Consider the following 20,124-nt stretch of genomic DNA (forward strand, 5'->3'; position numbering starts at 1 on the left):
AGCGACGCCACCACGAGTTTCACCCACCTGCGGGTGGCCCGAAGGGCCAGGGTTTCTTGATCGACGGCGGGTGGCGGCGAGGGGCGGCGGGGAGCGGTGGCGGGGAGGGGTGGCGGGGAGGGGTGGCGGCGAGGGGTGAGGTGAGTGGCGGGGAGGGTGGGTGTGATCGGGCGCGAGGGGGCGTGATCGGTGTGGTTCGGGCGGGGTGTCGGGGGGCGACAGTAGGCTCGTCGCGTGTTGGAGACGTTCGACGCGGCTGCGGTTCGGCACTGGTGTGCGGCGGGGCTGGAGTCGATGCGCCAGCACCAGCGCGAGATCGACGAGCTCAACGTCTATCCGGTGCCAGATGGCGACACCGGCACCAATCTGGTGCTCACCCTCGCCTCCGCGCAGCAGGCGGTCGACCTCGATCTCACCACGGTCGCCGAGACCGACGACGGGCAGACGGCGCACGGCCGGGCACTGCGGTTGATGGCGCGAGGCGCCCTGCTCGGCGCGCGCGGCAACTCTGGGGTGATCCTGTCGCAGATCCTGCGCGGGCTGGCCGACTCGCTGGGCGGTGCCGCCATCGTGCGGGGCGAGGCGGTTGCCAGCGCTCTGGGCGCGGCAGCCGAGGCGGCGTACGCGGCGGTGTCGAAGCCGGTCGAGGGCACCATGCTCACAGTCGTCGCCGCGGCCGCGACGGGTGCCGCCGCGGCGGGCTCAGACGACCTCGACGCGGTGGTCCGGTCGGCCGCCGCCGAGGCGGCGCGGGCGCTGGCGCGCACGCCCGAGCAGTTGCCGGCGCTGGCCCGGGCGGGTGTGGTCGACGCGGGCGGGCGAGGGTTGTGCGTCCTGCTCGACTCGCTGGTGGCGGTGGTCACCGGGGAGCACGTGGAGACGCCGCCGGTCGCTTCCCGCCCGCCGGTCACGGCCGCGCGCGAGACCGGGTCTTCCGAGTACGCCTACGAGGTGCAGTACCTGCTGGATGCCGCCGGGCCGGCGGTGGAGCGGCTCAAGGAGATCCTGGGCGGCCTGGGCGACTCGCTGGTCGTGGTGGGCGCCGGCGGTGACCCCCCAACGTGGAATGTCCACGTCCACGTCAACGACGTCGGCGCCGCCATCGAGGCCGGGGTCGAGGCGGGCCGGCCACACCGCATCTCCGTCACGCGGTTCGAGGATCAGGCGGTGGCCGCGCAGAGCCGTCCGGCGCAGGCGGAGCGAGCGCCGGACGGCCGGGGCGCGGTGGCGGTGGCCGCCGGTGCCGGCTTGGCGGCCCTGCTGCGTGGCGAGGGCGCTCACGTGGTGCCGGCCAACCCGTCCACCGCCGAATTGCTCGACGCCGTGCTGGCCACCGGCGCCGCCCGCGTCGTGGTGCTGCCTGACGACCCCGACACGCAGGCCGTGGCCAGCTCCGCCGCCATGGAGGCGCACGCCCTTGGGGTGCGGGTCAGTGTCGTGCCGACACGGTCTCCGGTACAGGCGATGGCGGCGCTCGCCGTGCGTGATCCGGGGCGCCGGTTCGAAGACGACGTGATCGCGATGGCCGAGGCGGCGGGCGCCTGCCGGTACGCGGAGGTCTGCTTCGCCAGTCGCGAGGCGCTCACGGTGGCGGGCCCGTGCCGGCCGGGCGATGTGCTGGCCCTGGTCGACGACGAGGTGCACCTGATCGGGCACGACCTGCACCAGACGTGCCGTGACCTGCTCGACCGCCTGCTCGGCGGGGGCGGTGAGCTTGTCACACTGCTGATCGGCGCCGACGCCCCGGCGGGGTTCGGCGAGGCGCTGCGCGGGCACGTCGCGCAGCGGTGGCCCTTCGTCGAGGTCAACGAGTACGACGGCGGCCAGCCCCTGTATCCCCTTTTGGTAGGCGTGGAATGACCGAAATAGCAGGCATGACCGACACTCCGCTGACGAAGTGGCTCGGCGCCAAGACCGCGAAGGCGCTCGCCGACCACCTCGACCTGCATACGGCCGGCGACCTGCTGTATCACTTCCCGCGGCGGTACGACGAGCGCGGCCAGCACACCGACATCCGGGCGCTGGAGGTCGGCGAGCAGGTCACGGTGATGGCGCAGGTCCGCACCGCCAACAGACGCAGGATCAAGAACGGCGCCGACGAGATGCTCGAGGTGACGGTCGGCGACGGCGCGGGTGCGGTGCTCGGGCTGAACTACTTCGGTCGCAAGCAGATGTGGCACGACAAGTACCTTCGCCCCGGCAGGTGGGGGCTGTTCGCCGGCAAGGTCACCGAGTTTCGCGGCAAGCGGCAGCTGAACAACCCCGAGTACGTGATGTTGGACGACGAGGACGAGGCGTCGGAGGAGATCGAGGAGTTCGCCGGGGGACTGATCCCGGTCTACCCGGCCGCGGCCAGGATCCCCACCTGGACGATTGCGAAGTGCGTCCGGGTCGTGCTCGACAACGTGACCATGCCGGACGACCCGCTGCCGGCGACGATGCGGGCCGGCAACAACCTGATCGGGCTCGACAAGGCGCTCCGGTGGATCCACCGGCCGGGCTCCTATCAGGAGAAGGGCGCCGCCCAGAAGCGGCTGAAGTGGGACGAGGCGTTCGCGGTACAGGTGACGCTCGTTCAGCGCAAACACCGCGCGGCGGCGTCGCCGGCCAGGCCGCGACCACGCCGCTCCGATGGTTTGCTCGCGGCGTTCGACGCGAAGCTGCCGTACGAGTTGACGGCCGGCCAGCGCGACGTGGGCGAGGAGATCGCGCGCGACATCGGCACCGCGCACCCGATGCACCGGCTGCTGCAGGGCGAGGTCGGTTCCGGCAAGACGCTGGTTGCGGTGCGGGCGATGCTGCAGGTGGTCGACGCCGGTGCCCAAGCGGCGATGCTCGCACCCACAGAGGTGCTGGCCGGCCAGCACTACCGGGGCATCGCCGAGCTGCTTGGTCCGCTGGGGCAGGCGGGCGAGCTGGGTGCGGCCGACGAGGCGACCCGGGTGACGCTGGTCACCGGCTCGCTGGGCGCGGCGGCCAGGCGGCGGGCGCTCGAAGAGATCGCCAGCGGCAGCGCCGGCATCGTGGTGGGCACGCACGCGCTGCTGTACGAGGGGGTCGACTTCGCCGACCTGGGGCTCGTCGTGGTCGACGAGCAGCACCGGTTCGGGGTGGAGCAGCGCGACGCGCTGCGCGCAAAGGCGGAGCAGCCGCCGCACGTCCTGGTCATGACGGCCACCCCGATCCCGCGCACGGTGGCCATGACCGTGTACGGCGACCTGGAGGTGTCGACGCTGTCGCAGCTCCCGCTCGGGCGCTCGCCGATCGCGTCGCACGTGGTGCCGGCCGCCGAAAAGCCGGCCTTTCTCGAACGGGCGTGGAAGCGGGTACGGGAGGAGGCGGCGGCCGGTCACCAGGCGTACGTCGTGTGCCCCCGGATCGGCGATGGCGCCTCGCCGGAAGAAGACGCCTCCGCGCTCGACGACAACGGGAAGCGGCCGCCGCTGGCGGTGCTGGAGGTGGCTCCGCTGCTCGACGAGGGCCCGCTGCACGGGCTTCGGATCGGGGTGCTGCACGGGCGGCTGCCGGCCGACGAAAAAGACGCGATCATGCGGGCGTACGCCGCCGGGCAGATCGACGTGCTGGTCGCGACGACGGTGATCGAGGTGGGCGTCAACGTGCCCAACGCCACCGTGATGATCGTGCTGGACGCCGACCGGTTCGGGGTGTCGCAGCTGCACCAGCTGCGCGGCCGGGTCGGGCGCGGCACGGCACCGGGCCTGTGTCTGCTGGTCACCGAGGCGCTCGAGGGCACGCCCGCGCGGGAGCGGCTCGACGCGGTGGCGTCGACCACCGACGGGTTCCGGCTGGCTGAGCTTGATCTGGAGCAGCGCCGCGAGGGTGACGTGCTTGGCGCGACCCAGTCGGGCCGGCGGTCACACCTGCGGCTGCTGTCGCTGCTGCGCGACGCCGACCTGATCGGTGAGGCCCGCCTGGCCGCGATCGAGCTGGTGGAGCAAGACCCTGACCTGGCCCGCCATCCGGCGCTGGCGGCGTCGGTGGCCGCACTTGTCGACGAGGAGCGCGCCGAGTACCTGGAGAAGGGCTGAGAAAGCGGTGCGGCCCGCGATGACCGGGGGGTGTCATCGCGGGCCGCGGGAGGGATGAATGCTTGCGGCGTTCGTCCGTCAGGCCGTGAAGGTCGTCCGGCGGCGTCGCGCGATCATGAACATCATCACGCCGACCGCGAGGAGGACCAGCGCGCCGGCGGCGATGCCGGTGGCCGCGACGCCGGTGACGGGCAGGTCGCCGCCGCCACCGCCGCTGCCCTCTTCACAGCCCTCGGGCTGCTCCCAGGCGAAGGTCGCTTCCCCGGACTCCTCGGACGAGGCGGTCACGGTGAGCCCCTCGGACGCCGGGAACTTAGCCTGCTTGGTCTGGCCCGGCTCGACGACGAGGGTCTGCGGCTCGCCGGTGTTTGGCGTGAACGTGACGGTCACAGTCTCGCCGTTGGCCGGGTTCTTGATCGTGAAGATCATCTCATCGCAGGTGAACTCGATCTCGCCCTCGGGCTCGTCCGGCTCGACGCAGCCTTTCGGCTGCTCCCAGGTGTAGGTGCTGAGAGGCGCGTCCTTGCCGCTCTCGGCCACCGAGATCTTGCCGGCGCCGGCCGGTACGACGATGTCGTCCTTGCTCGTGCCCGGCTCCAGCGTGTACTTCTGCTCGAAGTCCTTGGCCGTGACGGTGAGCTGGACCGCCTTGTTGGCCTCTTCGCCGTTGGCGAGGGTCACCTTGACCGCGCCCTCGCAGTCCGAGGCGAAGCTGGCCGTCGGAGCGGTGACCGACGGGACGTCCTTCTCGCACTCGCCGCCCAGGGTGACAGTGCCGGTGCTCGGCCTCGGCTCGACGAAGTCCTTCTTGCCCTTCTTCCACTGGGCTTGGACGGTGAGCGAGGCGCTCTCGGTGCTGCCCGGCACCCGCTGTTCGCCAACGACGGGCTTCGACACCTCGTACGGGTAGTCGTCGCCGGTGCTGGCGGCGATGTTGGTGACGGTGGACCCGGCCGGGGTCAGGTCCGCCTTGATCAGCTTGTAGCGCTCGACGCCGGGCGGGGCCACGCTGGTCACGGTCCAGGTGACGATCCATTCGCCGGTGGTGGTGTCGCACACCGCCTTGCCGGCGACCTCGCTGTGATGTGCGCTGGCTGGCGATGCGATCGCGACCGCGGCCGCGGCGCCGAGGAGTGCGGCGCCGAGGAGGGTCAGCGGTCGCCGCAGCGACAGCTTCGAACGGTTCACGCGTTCTCCTGACAACGGGGGTTTTCAGGGGCGCGGCGCGGGGAGGGGCGGATCACAACGAAGGTTCGACGCCAACCCCGCGTCGATGGTTGGCCGACGGAACGTGTCGGCCCAGCGCCAGACCTTAGCGAATCCTGAAGACCGAAGGTGCAATTGAGGCAGATCTAACGATGCCGTTATGGATGTGTGATCTTCGATTAGCAGTGTGCGTCGATGTGATGTCTGTGTGTAGTCCTGTGACTGGTGTGGCGTAGCGTTTTGTTCATGACTGTGCTCGCTGGCGCTCGGTCGCTGCGATTCTGGCCCTCGCTCCGTGCGGGCGGTTCGGGCGCTGAAAGCCGCCCTGTAGCCGCCAGTCGCTCCGGTCGCTGCGCTCCCTCCGCTTTGTGGCGGCTGCGGGCGGCGCGCTCTCACAGCTCCCTCGACTCCGGGCCGGCTGCGGGCGGCGGCGCATGACACGCATCGTGGCCGGCCTGTACGGGGGCCGGCGCCTCGCTGTGCCGCCCGGCGTCGGCACCCGACCGACGTCGGATCGCGTGCGAGAGGCCCTCTTCAGCGCGTTGGGCTCCCTTGTAGACCTTGAAGGCTCGCGCTTCGCCGACTTGTACGCCGGGTCCGGCGCGGTCGGGCTGGAGGCGCTGTCGCGCGGGGCCGCCCATGCGCTGCTGGTCGAGTCGGACGCGCGGGTCGCCCGGGTGGTCCGCTCCAACATCGCCGCGCTCGGCGCAGGTGGGTCCGCCCGGCTGGTCTCGGGCCCCGTATCCGCGGTCCTGGCGGCCGGGCCGGAAGGAGGGGCATACGACGTCGTGTTCGCCGACCCGCCGTACGCGGTACCCGAAAAGGACGTCACCGCGATGCTGTCGGCGCTGGTCGGCGGCGGCTGGCTGGCGGCGGACGCCGTGGTCGTGGTCGAGCGGTCCAGCCGCACCGGACCGGTGGCGTGGGTGCCGGGAATCACCGAGCAGCACAGTCGCCGATACGGAGAGACAACTCTTTGGTACGGTCGCCGTTCGTGAGACGTGCGGTGTGTCCCGGCTCGTTCGACCCGGTGACCAACGGCCACCTCGACATCATCGGCAGAGCCAGCCGGCTCTTCGACGAGGTGATCGTCGGAGTGCTCATCAACCAGTCGAAGACCGGGCTCTTCAGCGAAGACGAGCGCATCGGCCTGCTCCGTGAGGTCGTCCAGGGGTACGAGAACGTCCGGGTGCTCAGCTTCCGTGGCCTGCTCGTCGACTTCTGCCGTGCCCAGGAGGCGACCGTGGTGGTCAAGGGGCTGCGTGCCGTCAGCGACTTCGACTACGAGCTTCAGATGGCGCAGATGAACATCGGGCTGGCCGGCGTGGAGACGCTCTTCATGCCGACCAATCCCCTCTACTCGTTCCTCTCCTCGAGCCTTGTCAAAGAGGTCGCGAAGTGGGGTGGCGACGTGTCGCCGCACGTGCCCGACCTGGTCGCCGCCCGGCTGCGCGAGCGCTTTGGCCCGCCACCGTCCTAGGCGCGACGCGCCACGGACCGGCGGGTGGAGCGCGGCGGCCACTTGCGGACCGCATCATGAGGTGAGCACCATCCTGGCCGGACCCACCAACACGGGGCGGCCGTAGAACGACAGGAGTGAGGCCCGTGGACCCGCTCGACCGCATCGACGAGATCATCGCGATCGTGGAGACCGCCCGATCGGTCCCGATGTCGCGCAACAACTGCATGGTCGACCGCGGCGAGATGATCGGCGCGCTCGATCAGCTCCGGGCCGAGCTCCCCAGTGAGCTGCGGCGGGCCGCCGCGCTCCTGGACGAACGCGACAAGATCATCGACGCCGGCAAGCACGAGGCCGAACGGATCATCAGTGAGGGAGAGGCCGAGCACGCCCGCCTGGTGTCGGTGAACGAGATCACCGTCTCCGCCGAGCACGAGGGCGCCCGGATCATCGCCGAGGCGCGGGCAGAGGCGCAGCGGCTGCGCGAAGAGGTCGACGACTACGTCGACACCGCCCTGGCGAACTTCGAACAGTTCCTGACCAGGGCGCTAGCCTCGATCGAGCGGGGGCGCGACAAGATGCACGCTCTCCGCGAGATCGGCACGTTCGTCGGCGAAGACAACGAGCGCCCCCTGCCCTTCTAGCTGAGCTGGCTGGCGCTCGCTCCGTGCGCGGGCCCTCGGGCCCAAGGCGCGGGGCCGAGGCCGGTTCGACTGTGCCGGCGGTCCTCGGGTAGCCTAGACCGTCGGCCTCTACCAGGCCGGAGTCTCATGATGCCCAAACACTCGCAGACCCACCTCAACCCCAGGTCGCCGCTGGTCCTCGACACGAGGGAGCTACCGCGCCGACCTGGCTCGATGCGTACGGTCAATCGGGTGGCACCGGCGCCACGAGACCTCGGGCTGGAGTTGATCGGTGTGCCGGAAGGCGCCGACCTCACCCTCGATCTGAGGACGGAGTCGGTGTCGGAGGGCGTGCTCGTCTCCGGGACGGTGAGCGGTGCCGTCACGGGTGAGTGCGGCCGCTGCCTGCGCCCGATCGACGACTCGGTGACCGTCACGATCCAGGAGCTGTATGCCTACGAGCACAGCACCACGGACGAGACGGCCGGCGAGGACGAGGTCGGCCGGCTACAGGGCGACCTGGTCGACCTGGAGCCGGTGCTGCGGGACGCGGTGGTGCTGGCGCTGCCGACCAACCCGCTGTGCCGAGCCGACTGTCCAGGGCTCTGCCCCGAGTGTGGGGCGCCGTGGGACGAGCTGCCGGCTGACCACAGCCACCAGCAGGTCGACCCCAGGTGGGCGGCCCTGTCGCAATTGACCCGGAAAGAGGAGTAAGAACGTGGCCGTCCCCAAGCGCAAGATGTCGCGCAGCAACACCCGGTCCCGCCGCGCGCAGTGGAAGACCACTCCTGTCGCCACCGTGGCGTGCCCGCAGTGCCGTTCGCCGAAGCTGCCGCACGCGGCGTGCACGGTCTGCGGCACCTACAACGGCCGCCAGGTCATCGAGGTCTGACACTGTTCCGCGCGTGACTCGCCCGACGTCGGGGCGGGCATCACCGGCACCGAAAGGTCCGGATATCGCGCGGATCGCCGTCGACCTCCTCGGCGGGGACGGGGCACCCGCCGTCGTGGTTGACGGCGCTCTGCGCGCCTGTGATGCCGATCCCGACCTCCGCCTGCTGCTCGTCGGCCCCTCCGAGGTGGCCGGCGAGATCGTTGGTGCCCTCCCCGCGGTCGACCGCGAACGGGTGACCGTGCGCCCCATCAGCGGCGCCGTCGGCATGGCCGACGCCGCGAGCGGGGCCAAGCGGCCCGACACGACCGTCCGGGCAGCCGTAGCCGCCGTCGCGGAGGGCGCCGTCGACGGCGCCGTCTCCGCCGGGCCGAGCGGCGCCACTGTCACGGCCGCCGTGCTCGGGCTTGGCCGCTGGCCAGGGGTACGCCGTCCGGCGCTCGCCACGACGCTGCCAGCCGTCGCCGGGCCGGTCGTCCTCCTCGACGTAGGCGCGTCCGTGGAGGCTCGGCCCGGCACGCTCGCGCGGAACGCCGCCCTCGGCGCCGCGTACGCCGCCGTCGTGAACGGCGTCGACAAGCCGCGCGTGGGGCTCCTCTCCATCGGCACCGAGCCGGGCAAGGGCGACCGCGCCCGTCGCGCCGCCGATCCTTATCTCGCTGGGCAGCAGCTGCCGTCCGGCGCCCGCTACATCGGGTTCGTCGAGGGGTACGAGGCTTGCCTCGGCGAGCGCGCCGACGTCGTCGTCACCGACGGGTTCACCGGCAACGTGCTTCTCAAAGGCGTCGAGGGCGCGTACATGATGCTCGGCGGGCCAACGCAGAGCGTGCCGCGGGCCGCGGCGCTGCTCGGCGTCTCCGGCACCGTGGTGGTCTGCCACGGCGCCGCCGCCGGCGCCGACGTGGCCTCCGGCATCGCCCTCGCCGCGCACCTGCACCGCCGCGCCGCGGCTACTGAGATCTCCACACTTCTAGGGGTGATCCATGGATAAACGCAAGCGGCCGCCGGTCGCGCATCTGGAGGCGGCGTTCGGCGTCGCCTTCGACCCGGACCTGCTCGACCGGGCGTTGACGCACCGCTCGTACGCGTACGAGAACGGCGGCCTGCCCACCAACGAGCGGCTGGAGTTCCTCGGCGACTCCGTGCTCGGGGTGGTGATCACCACGGCGCTCTTCCACAACCATCCCGACCTCCCGGAGGGACAGCTCGCCAAGCTGCGTGCCAGCGTCGTCAACATGCGGGCGCTCGCCGACGTGGCGCGAGGGCTCGGCCCTCAGGGGCTCGGGACGTACCTCCTGCTCGGCAAGGGGGAGGAGACCACCGGCGGGCGGGACAAGGCGAGCATTCTCGCCGACACGCTGGAGGCGCTGCTGGGGGCGATCTACCTCCAGCACGGGCTGGAGATCGCCTCGAAGGTGATCCACCGGCTCTTCGACCCCCTGATGATCGAGTCAGCGGGGCGGGGCGCCGGGCTGGACTGGAAGACGAGCCTGCAGGAGCTGACCGCCTCGCTGGGGCTGGGCGTGCCCGAGTACCGGATCGACGAGGCCGGTCCCGACCACGCCAAGACGTTCACGGCCTGGGTGGTGGTGGCGGGTGACCGGTACGGCGGTGCCGAGGGGCGCAGCAAGAAGGAGGCCGAGCAGCGGGCGGCCGAGGCGGCGTACCGGACGCTGTCGGCGAAGTTCGGCGAGCCGCCGGCTTCGGACAACGAGGCGACCGTTGCCTGAGCTTCCCGAGGTCGAGACGGTCCGGCAGGGGCTGGCCAAATGGGTCGCTGGCCGCCGGATCACCAGTGTCGAGGTGCACCACCCGCGGGCGGTGCGCCGGCACCTGCCCGGTGCGGCGCACTTCGCGGCGGCGCTGGCCGGGCGCACCGTGGTCGACGTGTGCCGGCGGGGCAAGTACCTGTGGCTGCCGCTCGACTCGGGCGACGCGATCCTCGGTCACCTCGGCATGTCGGGGCAACTGCTCGTACAACCCCCGGACGCGCCGGACGAGGCACACCTAAGGGTCCGGTTCCGGTTCGCGGACGGCGGCTCGGAGCTGCGCTTTGTCGACCAGCGCACGTTCGGCGGCCTGTCGTACTCCGAGGGCGGCGCCGAGCTGCCCGCCGAGATCGCGCACATCGCGCGCGACCCCGTGGACCCGCTGTTCTCCGACGCGGGATTCGTGGCTGGGCTGCGGCGTAAGCGCACCGAGGTGAAGCGCGCGCTGCTCGACCAGACCCTCATCTCCGGGGTCGGCAACATCTACGCCGACGAGGCACTTTGGCGGTCACGCCTGCACGGACTGCGGCCCACCGACGCGCTGACGAAGCCGGCCGCCACGCGGCTGCTCGCGCACGTGCGCGAGGTGCTCGGCGAGGCGCTCGTCGCGGGTGGCACGAGCTTCGACGCCCTCTACGTCAACGTGAACGGGGAGAGCGGCTACTTCGACCGCTCGCTCAACGTGTACGGGCGGGAGGGTGAGCCCTGCCGTCGCTGCGGCGCCCCGATCCGGCGAGAGCCGTTCATGAACCGCTCGTCGTACAGCTGCCCCCGGTGCCAGCCCCGGCCGCGTCGGGGTTATTCCCCCGGTACCAGATCCGGGGCCTAGGCGGGTCGATCCCCGATGTAGCGGCGCTCCGCGATCCCTAGCGTCAGTCCCTGACACAGGACGTTGACGGAGGGGGAGCCCGAGATGGGCAAGCGACCGATGACCGTGCGGGTCGCGAGATGGAGCGCCGAACATCCGTGGCGAGCCATCGCGTTGTGGGTGGTCTTCGTGGCCGTGTGTTTCGTGGGGGGCAGCGCGGCCGGCCTCAAGGAGGCGACCGACGAAGACGAGGCGATCGGCGAGGCGGGACGCGCGTCTGTCATCGAGATCGCCGGCAACTTCGACGAGTACGCCACCGAGAACGTGCTCATCACCGCCCCCAGTGGACAGTTGGACAGGGCCGCCGCGGACGCGGCCGCCGCGGACGCGGTGACCAGGATGCGGGCGACCGAAGGCGTCGCAAGCGTCGCGGATCCGGTGCTGGCACGTGACGGTTCGGCGGTGCTGGTGGCGATCACCATGACCGGCGACGCCGACACCGCGTCCGACCGGTTGGCACCGTTGCAAGCGACGACCACCTCGCTTCAGCAGGCGCACCCTGACGTCCGCGTGGAGGAGGTCGGCGGACCGTCCATCGACAAGGCGCTCGACGACACGCTCGGCGACGACTTCAAGCGGGCTGAGCTGCTGAGCCTGCCGGTGACGCTGCTCATCCTCATCGTGGCGTTCGGCGCGCTCATCGCTGCCGGCGTACCGGTGCTGCTGGCGATGTCGTCCGTGTTCGCGGCGATGGGTCTGTCCACACTGGCCTCACACCTGCTGCCCTCGACGGACACCACGAACAGCGTGATCCTGCTGATCGGCCTCGCGGTCGGCGTGGACTACTCCCTGTTCTACATCCGCCGCGAACGCGAGGAACGCGCCAAGGGGCGCGGCCATCTCGACGCGGTGGAGATCGCCGCGGAGACGTCCGGGCACGCGGTGGTGGTCTCCGGTATCGCCGTGATGATCGCGATGGCCGGCCTCTTCCTGGCCACGGACGTGGTGTTCTCGTCGCTCGCCGTCGGGTCGATCCTCGTGGTCGCCGTGTCGGTGATCGGCTCGCTGACGGTGCTGCCGGCGATCCTCGCCAAGCTGGGCCGCTGGGTCGACCGGCCGCGCGTGCCGCTGCTGTGGCGCCTGTCCGCACGCCGCTCGGGCGCACCGAAGTTCTGGCCCGCCGTACTGCGTCCGGCGCTGCGCCACCCGCTGATGACCCTGCTCGTCTCGGTTGGACTGCTGCTCGCGCTCGCCGTGCCGGCGCTCGGAATGAAGATGAAGTTCCCCGGCATGGAAGACCTGCCGCGCACCACACCGGCGATGCAGGCGTACGACCGGTTGACCGCCGCGTTCCCGAGCAACGGCACCGTCCACTTCGTAGCCGTCCAGGCGCCGGCGTCCAAGGCGGACGATGTCAAGGCGGCACTGACCGACCTCGCGTCGCGTGCCGGCGGCGATCCGCTGTTCGCACCGGTCGAGGCGGGCGGACCGGAGATCCAGGTGTCCGCTGATCGCACGGTCAGCACGCTGGAGGTCGCCACCCCGTACGCCAGCCGTGCCGACGAGGCCCGCGAGTCGCTCGACAAGCTGCGTGACCAGCTGATCCCGTCGGCGCTCGGCACACTGTCCGGAGTGGAGTACGCCGTCGGTGGCGACGTCGCCGGCAGCGTCGACTACGCGGAGCACATCCGCGGCAAGCTCCCGCTGGTCATGGGCTTCGTGATGCTGCTGACCTTCCTGGTGATGGCGCTGACGTTCCGTTCGGTGGTGGTCGCGCTGACCTCCATCCTGCTGAATCTGCTGTCGGTCGCGGCGTCGTACGGCCTGCTGGTCCTGGTCTTCCAGGGCACCTGGGCGGAGGGCCTGCTGGGCTTCACGTCGATGGAGTCGATCGTGACGTGGCTGCCGCTATTCCTCTTCGTCGTCCTCTTCGGACTGTCCATGGACTACCACGTCTTCGTGGTCAGCCGGATCCGCGAGGCGGTACGCCGCGGCGTACCGAACAAGGAGGCCGTCGCGTACGGCATCACCAGCTCGGCGGGCGTGGTGACCAGTGCGGCGATCGTGATGGTAGCGGTGTTCTCGATCTTCGCGACGCTGAGCACGATCGACATGAAGCAGCTCGGCATCGGGCTCGCCGCCGCGATCCTGCTCGACGCGACCATCATCCGCGCGGTGGTGCTGCCGTCGGCGATGACGCTGCTCGGCAAGGCGAACTGGTGGGCGCCGAAGTTCCTGCGGGAGCGCCCGGCACCCCGCCACGCGGACACCTCTGAGGAACCCCGCGAGTTGGTAGGAGTTCGCTAGGCCCTGAACCCACACCATGATCAGGGCGTCCTTCAAGTTGCTCCGGCGACCTGAATGACGCCCTGATCACGGAGGTGACCGGCGGTTACGAAGGCGAGGCCGGCCCGGCGTAAGGCGAGCAGGCGGTGGGCGGCCGGTTGTTGGGCTGGCGGGACGCCGTACACCAGGTGGCCGTCACCGGGCTGCGAACCCTCACCCGACCAGCGCTGATACCGCGCCCAGTCACCCTCGAACGTGCAGATCTCGGCGTCCAGGTCGCGATAGCGCGGGTCGACGGGGCGGCCGGGGTTCAGCACGACCTGCGCGAAGCCGAGCCGGCGGGCCAGCCGCACGGCCAGCGCGACCGCGCCGAGCCCGGCCAGGTCGGCCGGCGCCTGGTCCAGGAAGAGCCCATCGATGAGGCGGCTGGCCCACAGGTCCACCTCGTCGAGCACGTCGGCGAGAGGGCGGTCACCGTGGTTGAGGTCGATCAGGCCGGTCAAGAAGGGTTCGGTCACTGGTACTCGTCCGGGTCGAATGTGGAGTGTGCGGCGACGACGAGGCCGAGCAGGTACGCGACGCCGATCGCCACCACCACGCCAGGTAGGACGGCAAATCCGGGTACCGCCGCGTGAAGGAGCCACGCCACCACCGCGGCCCCGGCCAGCGGTGCGGCGGCCACCACCGCGGCGGCGAGAGTGCGCCCGCGCGCGCACAGCAGTCCGGTCACCGCGAGCAGCCCGCCGAGGAGCATCGCCGCCGCCATGCCGAGCACCAGGTCGCGGGCCTGCGGATGGGCGGAGAGCCGGTAGGGCAGGCGGTACGCGGCCGCGCCGAGGGCCGCGCCGGCCACGAGCGGGGGCACGAGGGCGCCGACGGTGACCGCGGCCAGCCCGCGCACCTCGCGGCGGAACGCGCGCAGGTCCTCGTATCCGTCGAGGCCGGCGGTCGCGCGGCTGCGGTGCCACGCCACCAGGATCTCGGCCAGCGGCACGGCCACCAGAAGCGGTTGCAGGGTCGGTGCGGTCCACCACACCAGTGCGATGGCGGCCGCCTCGACCAGGCCCACGAGCCCGCGCGCCGCCCGCCCGCGAGCGCGGCGTGCGGAGGAGGTGTCGGTGTGCAGCCCTCGCCATCCCGGAGCGAGGGGCCACCTGGACGAGACGCCGCCGGCACGGGTGGGCTCGACGGGAGCGAGGTCATTGGCGGACCTGTAAGGAGCGCGGGACCGCGCCAGGCCCGACGGCGTCAGCGCCCGCACGAGCGGGAAGAGCACCAGGGCGGCCAGCACCGGAGCCCTGTCACTGAGAAGGACGAGCGGCAGCAGCGCGCACACCAGAAGCGCGGCCCGGCCGAGCGCCCCGGCCAGGTACGGCGGCGGGCGGTGGTCTGCCCGCCACGGCGTGGGCTGCCGGCGCAGGTGCCCCAGCACCTGCTCGCCGAGCGCGAAGACCGATGGTGCGCCGTACCGCCGCGCCGCCTCGCGGTCGTTGATGCCGGTCGCTTCCAGGGCCGCGACCAGCTCGTCGACGTCGACCACGGGCCCCTGGAAACGCTGAGCCAGCTCGGCCACGGATCCACTCATGCGGCGGTCACCTCTCGGTACAGGTGGGTATAGGCCCGCCGCACCGTGTCGACGGTGTAGAGGCGCAGGGCGCGAGCCCGGCCGGCGGCACCGAGGCGACGGCGGCGCGCCGGGTCGGCGAGCAGGTCGACGCAGGCGCCGGCCAGGGCAACGGGATCGCCGGGCGGCACGATCACGCCGGTGTCGCCGACGACCTCGGCGACCGCCCCGACGTCCGTGCTGACGGTGGGGCGGCCGCACATCATGGCCTCCACGACGGGGTACGGCATATCTTCGGCGACGCTCGACAGCGCCACCAGGTGCCCGGCCGCGAACGCCTGGCGGCTGGACTGGACCGGATCGTCAAACCGCACCACGCCGCCGAGGCTCAACCGGTCGACGAGGCGGCGGCAGCTGGCGACGTACGCGAGATCGTCCTGCGGGCCGACCAGCCGCAGGCCGGCGTGCGGCACCGCGTCGCGCACCCGCCGGAACGCCCGGATCAGGGTGTGCAGGTCCTTGCGCGGCACCATCCTGCCCACCCAGACCACGGTCGGCACGAGCGGTTCGTTGGGCAGGACGGGGTAGCGCAGCGGCTCCACGCCGCCCGGGACGACGACCACCTTGGCGGGATCGGCACCGTGCCGCAGCTCCCACCGCTGGTTGAAGCGGCTCACCGGTGCGATCAGCGCCGCCTCGGCGTACCCGAGCCTGGTGAGCGCCCGGTAGAAGCGGAGCAAAGCGGACCGCACGGCAGCGCTCGCTCCGCTGACGCTTCCGTCGACGGAGCGCAGGTACGTGCCGTGCTCGCTCAGCATGAACGGGGTACCCGATCGCCATTTGGCCGCCAGCGCGACCAGTAGCGGCAGTCCGGACGCGACCGGGTGGCACAGGTCGACGGGCGGCAACCGGACGGCGAGCGGACGTAAGGCGTACTCGATCGACTCAGCGGCGGACCGCGCCTCGCGGACGGACATCCGCGGGCTGTCCGGCTGGCGGCTTGCCTGCCAGGCGTCGAGCAGCACGTCGGCGAGCGGCACCCCGTGCAGCGGGTGTGCGCCGACCGCGAGGTCCGCGAGCCGGCGCAGGCCGTCGGTGAACATGCCGGTTTCCTCGCTGAGGAAACCCCGGCACAGGATGACCGCCGCCGCGGTCGCCGCCGGCCTGTTCCGGTGCCGCACCGGTCGCCCATTGACGGGGTACGCGGACACGGCCGACACGTTGGAAGGGATCGGGTACGCCGGCTCCGGCACCTGACCACCCGAGATCAACGCGACCAGGTGGAAAGTGTGCTGATCCAGCCCGTGCAGCAGCTGTTGGCACCAGGTTGCGGCGCCTCGCCGGACGTACGGGTAGGTGTTCTCGCTGATGAGCGCGACCCGCATGATGGGCGCAACGAGTCAGCGACGACCCGTGTGGGTTGGTTGTCGACTAGGCGACAGACCCGAACATCTGCGTCCAGTAAGGCGTGCCGTCGCTCGCGTAGGCCAGCCCGACGCCGATCGCCTTGGCGTCGCAGTTTTCGATGTTGGCCCGGTGGCCCTGGCTGTTCATCCAGCCGTCCATGACGGCGGCGGGCGTGCGGTATCCGGCGGCGACGTTCTCGCCGATCGCGTTGTTGTACCCGGCCCGCTTCGAGCGGTCCCATGGCGAGCTGCCATCGCTGCCGGTGTGCGACATGTTGTTGTGGTCGGCCTGGTCCTTGCTGTGTGCCCCGGCGGCGCTGGCGAGCTTGGCGTTGACCGTGACGCGGCCGCAGCCGGCGGCGGCGCGTTCCCGGTTGGTGATCTCGACGACCTCGTTCTCGTCGGCGGACTGCGCGGTGCTGCCGCCGCCGGTGGCCGACCTGGTGGTGGTCTTCGGTTTTGTCGTCGTCCGCTTGGGCGCCGGGGTGGTGGCCTTGGGGGTGGGCGTGCTCTTCGGGGTGGCGCTGGGCGTGGCGGCCGGGGTCGGCGTGGTGCCGGGCGCTTCGGTGCCGGCGATGGAGTTGGCGCCGAAGCCGCCCACGCCGCCGTTGTCGTCGGCGGCGGTGTTGACCCGGGGGTCGACGTCGTCCGCGAGGCTGGGGCGCAGGAGCGCCGCGCCGCCGCCGAAGGTCAACAGGAGGATGCCGACGATGAGTGCTAGGCCGAGCGGACCGGGAACCCGGCTGGCGTTGCGGTGCCGCCCGGCGCCTCTGGTGGGCGGCTCAGAACGGTCTTGATCGCTTCGCCCGGGCACGGTGATGCCTCCGGTCCTTGAGGTGTTCGGCCGGGTGTGACCGTATGTGCCCTGGTCAGAGCAGGCAATCGGGCTAAGGAAGATCTAAGGACCAGCCAAGGATGCGACCATGTCCGGAGATTAGAGTGACGAAAGCCGCATGTGAGCTACTACTGCGTAACTTGACGAAGAGCGAGTATCGGCGGAGTATAGGGGTGTCGCCAGTCGCGCCCAATCATGCCCGCGCGTGCCCGTGGGCTGATAGTCGCGGGGATTTTTGCTGGGCGCGCGTTGGCCGGCCACTCCGGCAGCGCATTACAAGGAGACGATATGGCGAAGGCCCTCTACGGCCACGTAGGTGCGGCGCCCGATCGGCGTCTGCTCGACGAGGTCACCCGACTGCGTGCCAGGGTTGAGGCACTGGAGTTCGAGGTCACGAGGTTGCGTGCCGAAAACGATCGGCTCGCAGCGGCAGCCGCCGAAGCAGGCGACCTGCTGCGGATCCCGGAACCGGCTCTGACCTGATCACCGGCGGGCGCCGGCACCACCGGCGCCCAGTGTCCAACTCCACACGCACCACAGAAAAAGCGCGCCGACACAGCAGTGGCGGCGCGCAGTTTTTTGCCTTCGTTCTGCTACCCCAATGCGGAGGCGCGCGGCGTGTCGGGCCGGCGCTCAGCGTCCGGGTTACCCTGCGGGGAAGCATCCACCAGCGAGCGCCCGAGGTCGCAGCGGGCGAGGATTGAAAGACGTGCATCTCAAGAGCCTGACGGTCAAGGGCTTCAAGTCCTTCGCCTCCGCTACGACGTTGCGGCTGGAGCCGGGCATCACCTGCGTGGTGGGCCCCAACGGCTCCGGCAAGTCCAACGTCGTCGACGCCATCGCCTGGGTGCTCGGCGAGCAGGGCGCCAAGGCGCTCCGCGGCGGCAAGATGGAAGACGTCATCTTCGCCGGCACCGCCGGCCGCGCGCCGCTCGGGCGCGCCGAGGTCACGCTGACGATCGACAACACCGACGGCGCCCTCCCCATCGACTACACCGAGGTGTCGATCACCCGCCGGATGTTCCGGTCGGGTGAGAGCGAGTACGAGATCAACGGCAACTCGTGCCGGCTGCTCGACATCCAGGAACTGCTCTCCGACTCCGGCATCGGCCGCGAGATGCACGTCATCGTCGGGCAGGGGCAGCTCGACGCCGTACTGCACGCCAAGCCGGAAGACCGCCGGGCGTTCATCGAAGAGGCGGCCGGCGTCCTCAAGCACCGCAAGCGCAAAGAGAAGGCGCTGCGCAAGCTCGACGCGATGCAGGCCAACCTCAACCGGCTCACCGACCTGACCGCCGAGCTGCGCCGCCAGCTCAAGCCGCTCGGCAAGCAGGCCGAGGTGGCCCGGCGCGCCGCGGGCATCCAGGCCGACCTGCGCGACGCCCGGCTCCGGCTGCTGGCCGACGACCTCGCCACCCTGCGGTCCACCCTCGACAAGGAGATCGCCGACGAGACCGCCCTGCGCGAGCGGCGCGAGCAGGTCGAGGTCGACTTCGAGCAGGTACAGCGACGGATGGCCGGCCTGGAGGCCGCGCTCGCCGAAGACGCTCCGCTGCTGACGGCCGCGCAGGACACCTGGTACAAGCTGTCCGCGCTCCAGGAGCGGTTCCGCTCGACCGAGCAGCTCGCGAGCGAGCGGCTGCGCCACCTGTCCGCGACCCCCGACGACGAGCGACCTGGGCGCGACCCCGACCAGTTGGCCGCCGAGGCCGAGAAGGTGCGGGCCCAGGAAGACGAGCTGCGCGCCGCGCTCCAGGCCGACCAGGCGCACCTGGCGGAGGCGGTGGAGCGGCGCCAGGAGCTCGAACGGCAGCTCGCCGACGCCGAACGCGCGCTGCGTGCCGCCGCCAAGGCGATTGCCGACCGCCGCGAAGGGCTCGCCAAGCTGACCGGCCAGGTCAACGCGGCGCGTGCCCGCACCACCAGTTCCGCCGAGGAGATCTCGCGGCTGGCCGCCGCCCATGCCGACGCGCAGGGCCGGGCGGAGAAGGCGCAGGCCGACGTCGACGCGGTCGCCGAGCTGTCCACCGAGGCCGACCGTGACAACGCCGACCTGGACGCCCGGCACGCCGAGGCGGTGGCGGCCCACGAGGCGGCGAGCGCGACGGTGCGAGCCCTGTCCGACGCCGAGCGCAAGGCGGAGAAGGACGCCGCGACCTGGAAGGCGCGCGAGGAAGCCCTGGCGATGGGCCTGCGCCGCAAGGACGGCGCCGGTGCCCTGCTGGCCCGGGCCGACCAGGTGCCGGGGCTGATCGGCAGCCTGGCCGGGATGCTGTCCGTCGAACCGGGGCACGAGGCCGCCCTGGCCGCCGCCCTGGAGGCACTGGCCGACGCGGTGGTGGTGGCCGGTGTCGACGAGGCCGCCGAGGCGATGCGGCTGCTCAAGATCCAAGATGCCGGCCGGGCCAGCCTGCTGGTCGGCGGTGCCGCGGCGCCCGGCATGATCGGCTCGCTGGACTCGCTGCGCCCCGCCCTGCCCGACGGGGCGAAGTGGGGGCCCGACGTGGTCCGCTGCCCCGAACGCATCCGGCCAGCGGTGCACCGGGCGCTGCGCGACGTGGTACTCGTGCCAGACCTCGAAGCCGCGAGCCAGCTCGTGACCGCTAACCCGGAGCTGCGCGCCGTCACACCCGACGGTGACGTGGTCGGCGCGTACGCGGCAGCCGGCGGCTCCGCGAAGGCGCCCAGCTTCATCGAGGTTCAGGCGGCGGTCGAGGAGGCCCGCACCAAGCGCACCGAGGCCGACGCCGCGGCGGCGGAGGCGCGCACCAGCCTCGAAGAGGCGCGCGCCGAGGTCGCCGAGCACAAGGAAGCGGTAAACGTCGCCGCGGCCGCCAAGCGCGAGGCCGAGGGGCAGCGCAACGCCGCCGCGCGCCGGCTGGCCGAGCTGGGCGCCGCCGCGCGCTCCGCCAAGGCCGAGGCAGAGCGCCTGGCCGCCTCCCGCACCAAGGCCGAGGAGGCCCGCGAGCGCGACCTGGTGGCGCTGGAAGACCTCGAAGAGCGACTGCGGATGGCCGAGGACACCGCGATCGACGACGACCCGGACACCGACGAGCGCGACCAGATCGCCGCCGCGGTGCCGCAGGCCCGCCAGAACGAGATGGAGATCCGCCTGGCGGTGCGCACCGCCGAGGAGCGGGTCGCCTCCATCGCCGGCCGGGCCGACTCGCTGGCCCGCCAGGCCGCCGCCGAGCGCGCCGCCCGCGAGCGGGCCGCCGCCCGCCGTG

General features: G+C 71.7%; 18 protein-coding genes. 13 read left to right on the forward strand and 5 right to left on the reverse strand.

The genetic code is table 11. From position 1 onward, the window contains the following. Positions 1 to 234 precede the first annotated feature (234 nt). Both V6V89_RS37710 and recG read left to right on the forward strand, forming a co-directional pair. Complete coding sequence (locus V6V89_RS37710; RefSeq protein ID WP_334624460.1) at positions 235 to 1,860, forward strand: DAK2 domain-containing protein; 1,626 nt, start codon at positions 235 to 237, stop codon at positions 1,858 to 1,860. A 14-nt stretch (positions 1,861 to 1,874) separates the two neighbouring features. Further along, a complete protein-coding gene (gene recG, locus V6V89_RS37715; protein WP_442935298.1) occupies positions 1,875 to 4,049 on the forward strand; it encodes an ATP-dependent DNA helicase RecG in 2,175 nt (724 codons plus the stop codon). A gap of 78 nt (positions 4,050 to 4,127) precedes the next feature. Here the strand turns inward: recG and V6V89_RS37720 are convergent, their stop codons facing one another. Beyond that, positions 4,128 to 5,237 carry a cell wall anchor protein gene (locus V6V89_RS37720; RefSeq protein WP_334624462.1) on the reverse strand — a complete coding sequence of 370 codons (1,110 nt, stop codon included), beginning with the start codon at positions 5,235 to 5,237 and terminating at the stop codon, positions 4,128 to 4,130. A 452-nt stretch (positions 5,238 to 5,689) separates the two neighbouring features. On the opposite strand from V6V89_RS37720, the gene rsmD reads away from it, so the two are divergent. The 9 genes from rsmD to V6V89_RS37765 all read left to right on the forward strand — a co-directional run bounded on the left by rsmD (position 5,690) and on the right by V6V89_RS37765 (position 13,113). Next, the gene (gene rsmD, locus V6V89_RS37725; protein WP_334624463.1) at positions 5,690 to 6,253 is read left to right on the forward strand and encodes a 16S rRNA (guanine(966)-N(2))-methyltransferase RsmD; all 564 of its coding nucleotides are present in this window, start codon (positions 5,690 to 5,692) and stop codon (positions 6,251 to 6,253) included. Further along, on the forward strand, positions 6,250 to 6,735 hold the full coding sequence (gene coaD / locus V6V89_RS37730; RefSeq protein ID WP_334624464.1) for a pantetheine-phosphate adenylyltransferase: 486 nt from the start codon (positions 6,250 to 6,252) through the stop codon (positions 6,733 to 6,735). The genes rsmD and coaD overlap by 4 nt, the downstream gene beginning before the upstream one ends. Before the next feature lie 125 nt (positions 6,736 to 6,860). Further along, entirely contained in the window at positions 6,861 to 7,358 is a 498-nt protein-coding gene (locus V6V89_RS37735; RefSeq protein ID WP_334624465.1) for a hypothetical protein, read from the forward strand. A 129-nt stretch (positions 7,359 to 7,487) separates the two neighbouring features. Continuing rightward, positions 7,488 to 8,051 carry a YceD family protein gene (locus V6V89_RS37740; RefSeq protein WP_334624466.1) on the forward strand — a complete coding sequence of 188 codons (564 nt, stop codon included), beginning with the start codon at positions 7,488 to 7,490 and terminating at the stop codon, positions 8,049 to 8,051. A 4-nt stretch (positions 8,052 to 8,055) separates the two neighbouring features. Further along, the gene (rpmF, locus tag V6V89_RS37745; RefSeq protein WP_265253153.1) at positions 8,056 to 8,229 is read left to right on the forward strand and encodes a 50S ribosomal protein L32; all 174 of its coding nucleotides are present in this window, start codon (positions 8,056 to 8,058) and stop codon (positions 8,227 to 8,229) included. A gap of 13 nt (positions 8,230 to 8,242) precedes the next feature. Continuing rightward, the gene (locus V6V89_RS37750; RefSeq protein ID WP_334624467.1) at positions 8,243 to 9,220 is read left to right on the forward strand and encodes a phosphate acyltransferase PlsX; all 978 of its coding nucleotides are present in this window, start codon (positions 8,243 to 8,245) and stop codon (positions 9,218 to 9,220) included. Next, complete coding sequence (gene rnc / locus V6V89_RS37755) at positions 9,213 to 9,959, forward strand: ribonuclease III (RefSeq protein WP_334624468.1); 747 nt, start codon at positions 9,213 to 9,215, stop codon at positions 9,957 to 9,959. Before V6V89_RS37750 ends, rnc begins: the two co-directional genes overlap by 8 nt. After that, positions 9,952 to 10,827 carry a bifunctional DNA-formamidopyrimidine glycosylase/DNA-(apurinic or apyrimidinic site) lyase gene (gene mutM, locus V6V89_RS37760; RefSeq protein ID WP_334624469.1) on the forward strand — a complete coding sequence of 292 codons (876 nt, stop codon included), beginning with the start codon at positions 9,952 to 9,954 and terminating at the stop codon, positions 10,825 to 10,827. The genes rnc and mutM overlap by 8 nt, the downstream gene beginning before the upstream one ends. Before the next feature lie 84 nt (positions 10,828 to 10,911). Beyond that, the gene (locus V6V89_RS37765) at positions 10,912 to 13,113 is read left to right on the forward strand and encodes an MMPL family transporter (RefSeq protein WP_334624470.1); all 2,202 of its coding nucleotides are present in this window, start codon (positions 10,912 to 10,914) and stop codon (positions 13,111 to 13,113) included. 32 nt (positions 13,114 to 13,145) lie between these two features. On the opposite strand, the gene V6V89_RS37770 is transcribed toward V6V89_RS37765, so the two are convergent. Genes V6V89_RS37770 through V6V89_RS37785 form a run of 4 tightly spaced genes read right to left on the reverse strand, consistent with a single transcriptional unit; the run spans position 13,146 to position 16,876 of the window. Beyond that, entirely contained in the window at positions 13,146 to 13,610 is a 465-nt protein-coding gene (locus tag V6V89_RS37770) for a spherulation-specific family 4 protein (RefSeq protein WP_334624471.1), read from the reverse strand. Then, a complete protein-coding gene (locus V6V89_RS37775; RefSeq protein ID WP_334624472.1) occupies positions 13,607 to 14,677 on the reverse strand; it encodes a hypothetical protein in 1,071 nt (356 codons plus the stop codon). Before V6V89_RS37775 ends, V6V89_RS37770 begins: the two co-directional genes overlap by 4 nt. Further along, complete coding sequence (gene pelF / locus V6V89_RS37780) at positions 14,674 to 16,041, reverse strand: GT4 family glycosyltransferase PelF (protein ID WP_334624473.1); 1,368 nt, start codon at positions 16,039 to 16,041, stop codon at positions 14,674 to 14,676. Before pelF ends, V6V89_RS37775 begins: the two co-directional genes overlap by 4 nt. Positions 16,042 to 16,087: 46 nt before the next feature. Beyond that, entirely contained in the window at positions 16,088 to 16,876 is a 789-nt protein-coding gene (locus V6V89_RS37785; RefSeq protein WP_334624474.1) for a CAP domain-containing protein, read from the reverse strand. Between the two features lie 309 nt (positions 16,877 to 17,185). On the opposite strand from V6V89_RS37785, the gene V6V89_RS37790 reads away from it, so the two are divergent. Together V6V89_RS37790 and smc are read left to right on the forward strand one after the other, a co-directional pair. Beyond that, entirely contained in the window at positions 17,186 to 17,380 is a 195-nt protein-coding gene (locus tag V6V89_RS37790; RefSeq protein WP_265253161.1) for a hypothetical protein, read from the forward strand. A 226-nt stretch (positions 17,381 to 17,606) separates the two neighbouring features. Then, on the forward strand, positions 17,607 to 20,124 hold a 2,518-nt coding region (smc, locus tag V6V89_RS37795; protein ID WP_334624475.1), incomplete at its 3' end, for a chromosome segregation protein SMC.

Origin of the sequence: Micromonospora sp. CPCC 206061 (assembly GCF_036906915.1) — a bacterium.
Lineage (GTDB): Bacteria > Actinomycetota > Actinomycetes > Mycobacteriales > Micromonosporaceae > Phytohabitans.

Bases quoted from the DNA above. Each gene is read 5' to 3' on its own strand.
- recG (WP_442935298.1), top strand. From the start codon at position 1,875: ATGACCGACACTCCGCTGACGAAGTGGCTCGGCGCCAAGACCGCGAAG.
- rsmD (WP_334624463.1), top strand. From the start codon at position 5,690: ATGACACGCATCGTGGCCGGCCTGTACGGGGGCCGGCGCCTCGCTGTG.
- V6V89_RS37740 (WP_334624466.1), top strand. From the start codon at position 7,488: ATGCCCAAACACTCGCAGACCCACCTCAACCCCAGGTCGCCGCTGGTC.
- rnc (WP_334624468.1), top strand. From the start codon at position 9,213: ATGGATAAACGCAAGCGGCCGCCGGTCGCGCATCTGGAGGCGGCGTTC.
- V6V89_RS37765 (WP_334624470.1), top strand. From the start codon at position 10,912: ATGGGCAAGCGACCGATGACCGTGCGGGTCGCGAGATGGAGCGCCGAA.
- V6V89_RS37775 (WP_334624472.1), bottom strand. From the start codon at position 14,677: ATGAGTGGATCCGTGGCCGAGCTGGCTCAGCGTTTCCAGGGGCCCGTG.
- pelF (WP_334624473.1), bottom strand. From the start codon at position 16,041: ATGCGGGTCGCGCTCATCAGCGAGAACACCTACCCGTACGTCCGGCGA.
- V6V89_RS37790 (WP_265253161.1), top strand. From the start codon at position 17,186: ATGGCGAAGGCCCTCTACGGCCACGTAGGTGCGGCGCCCGATCGGCGT.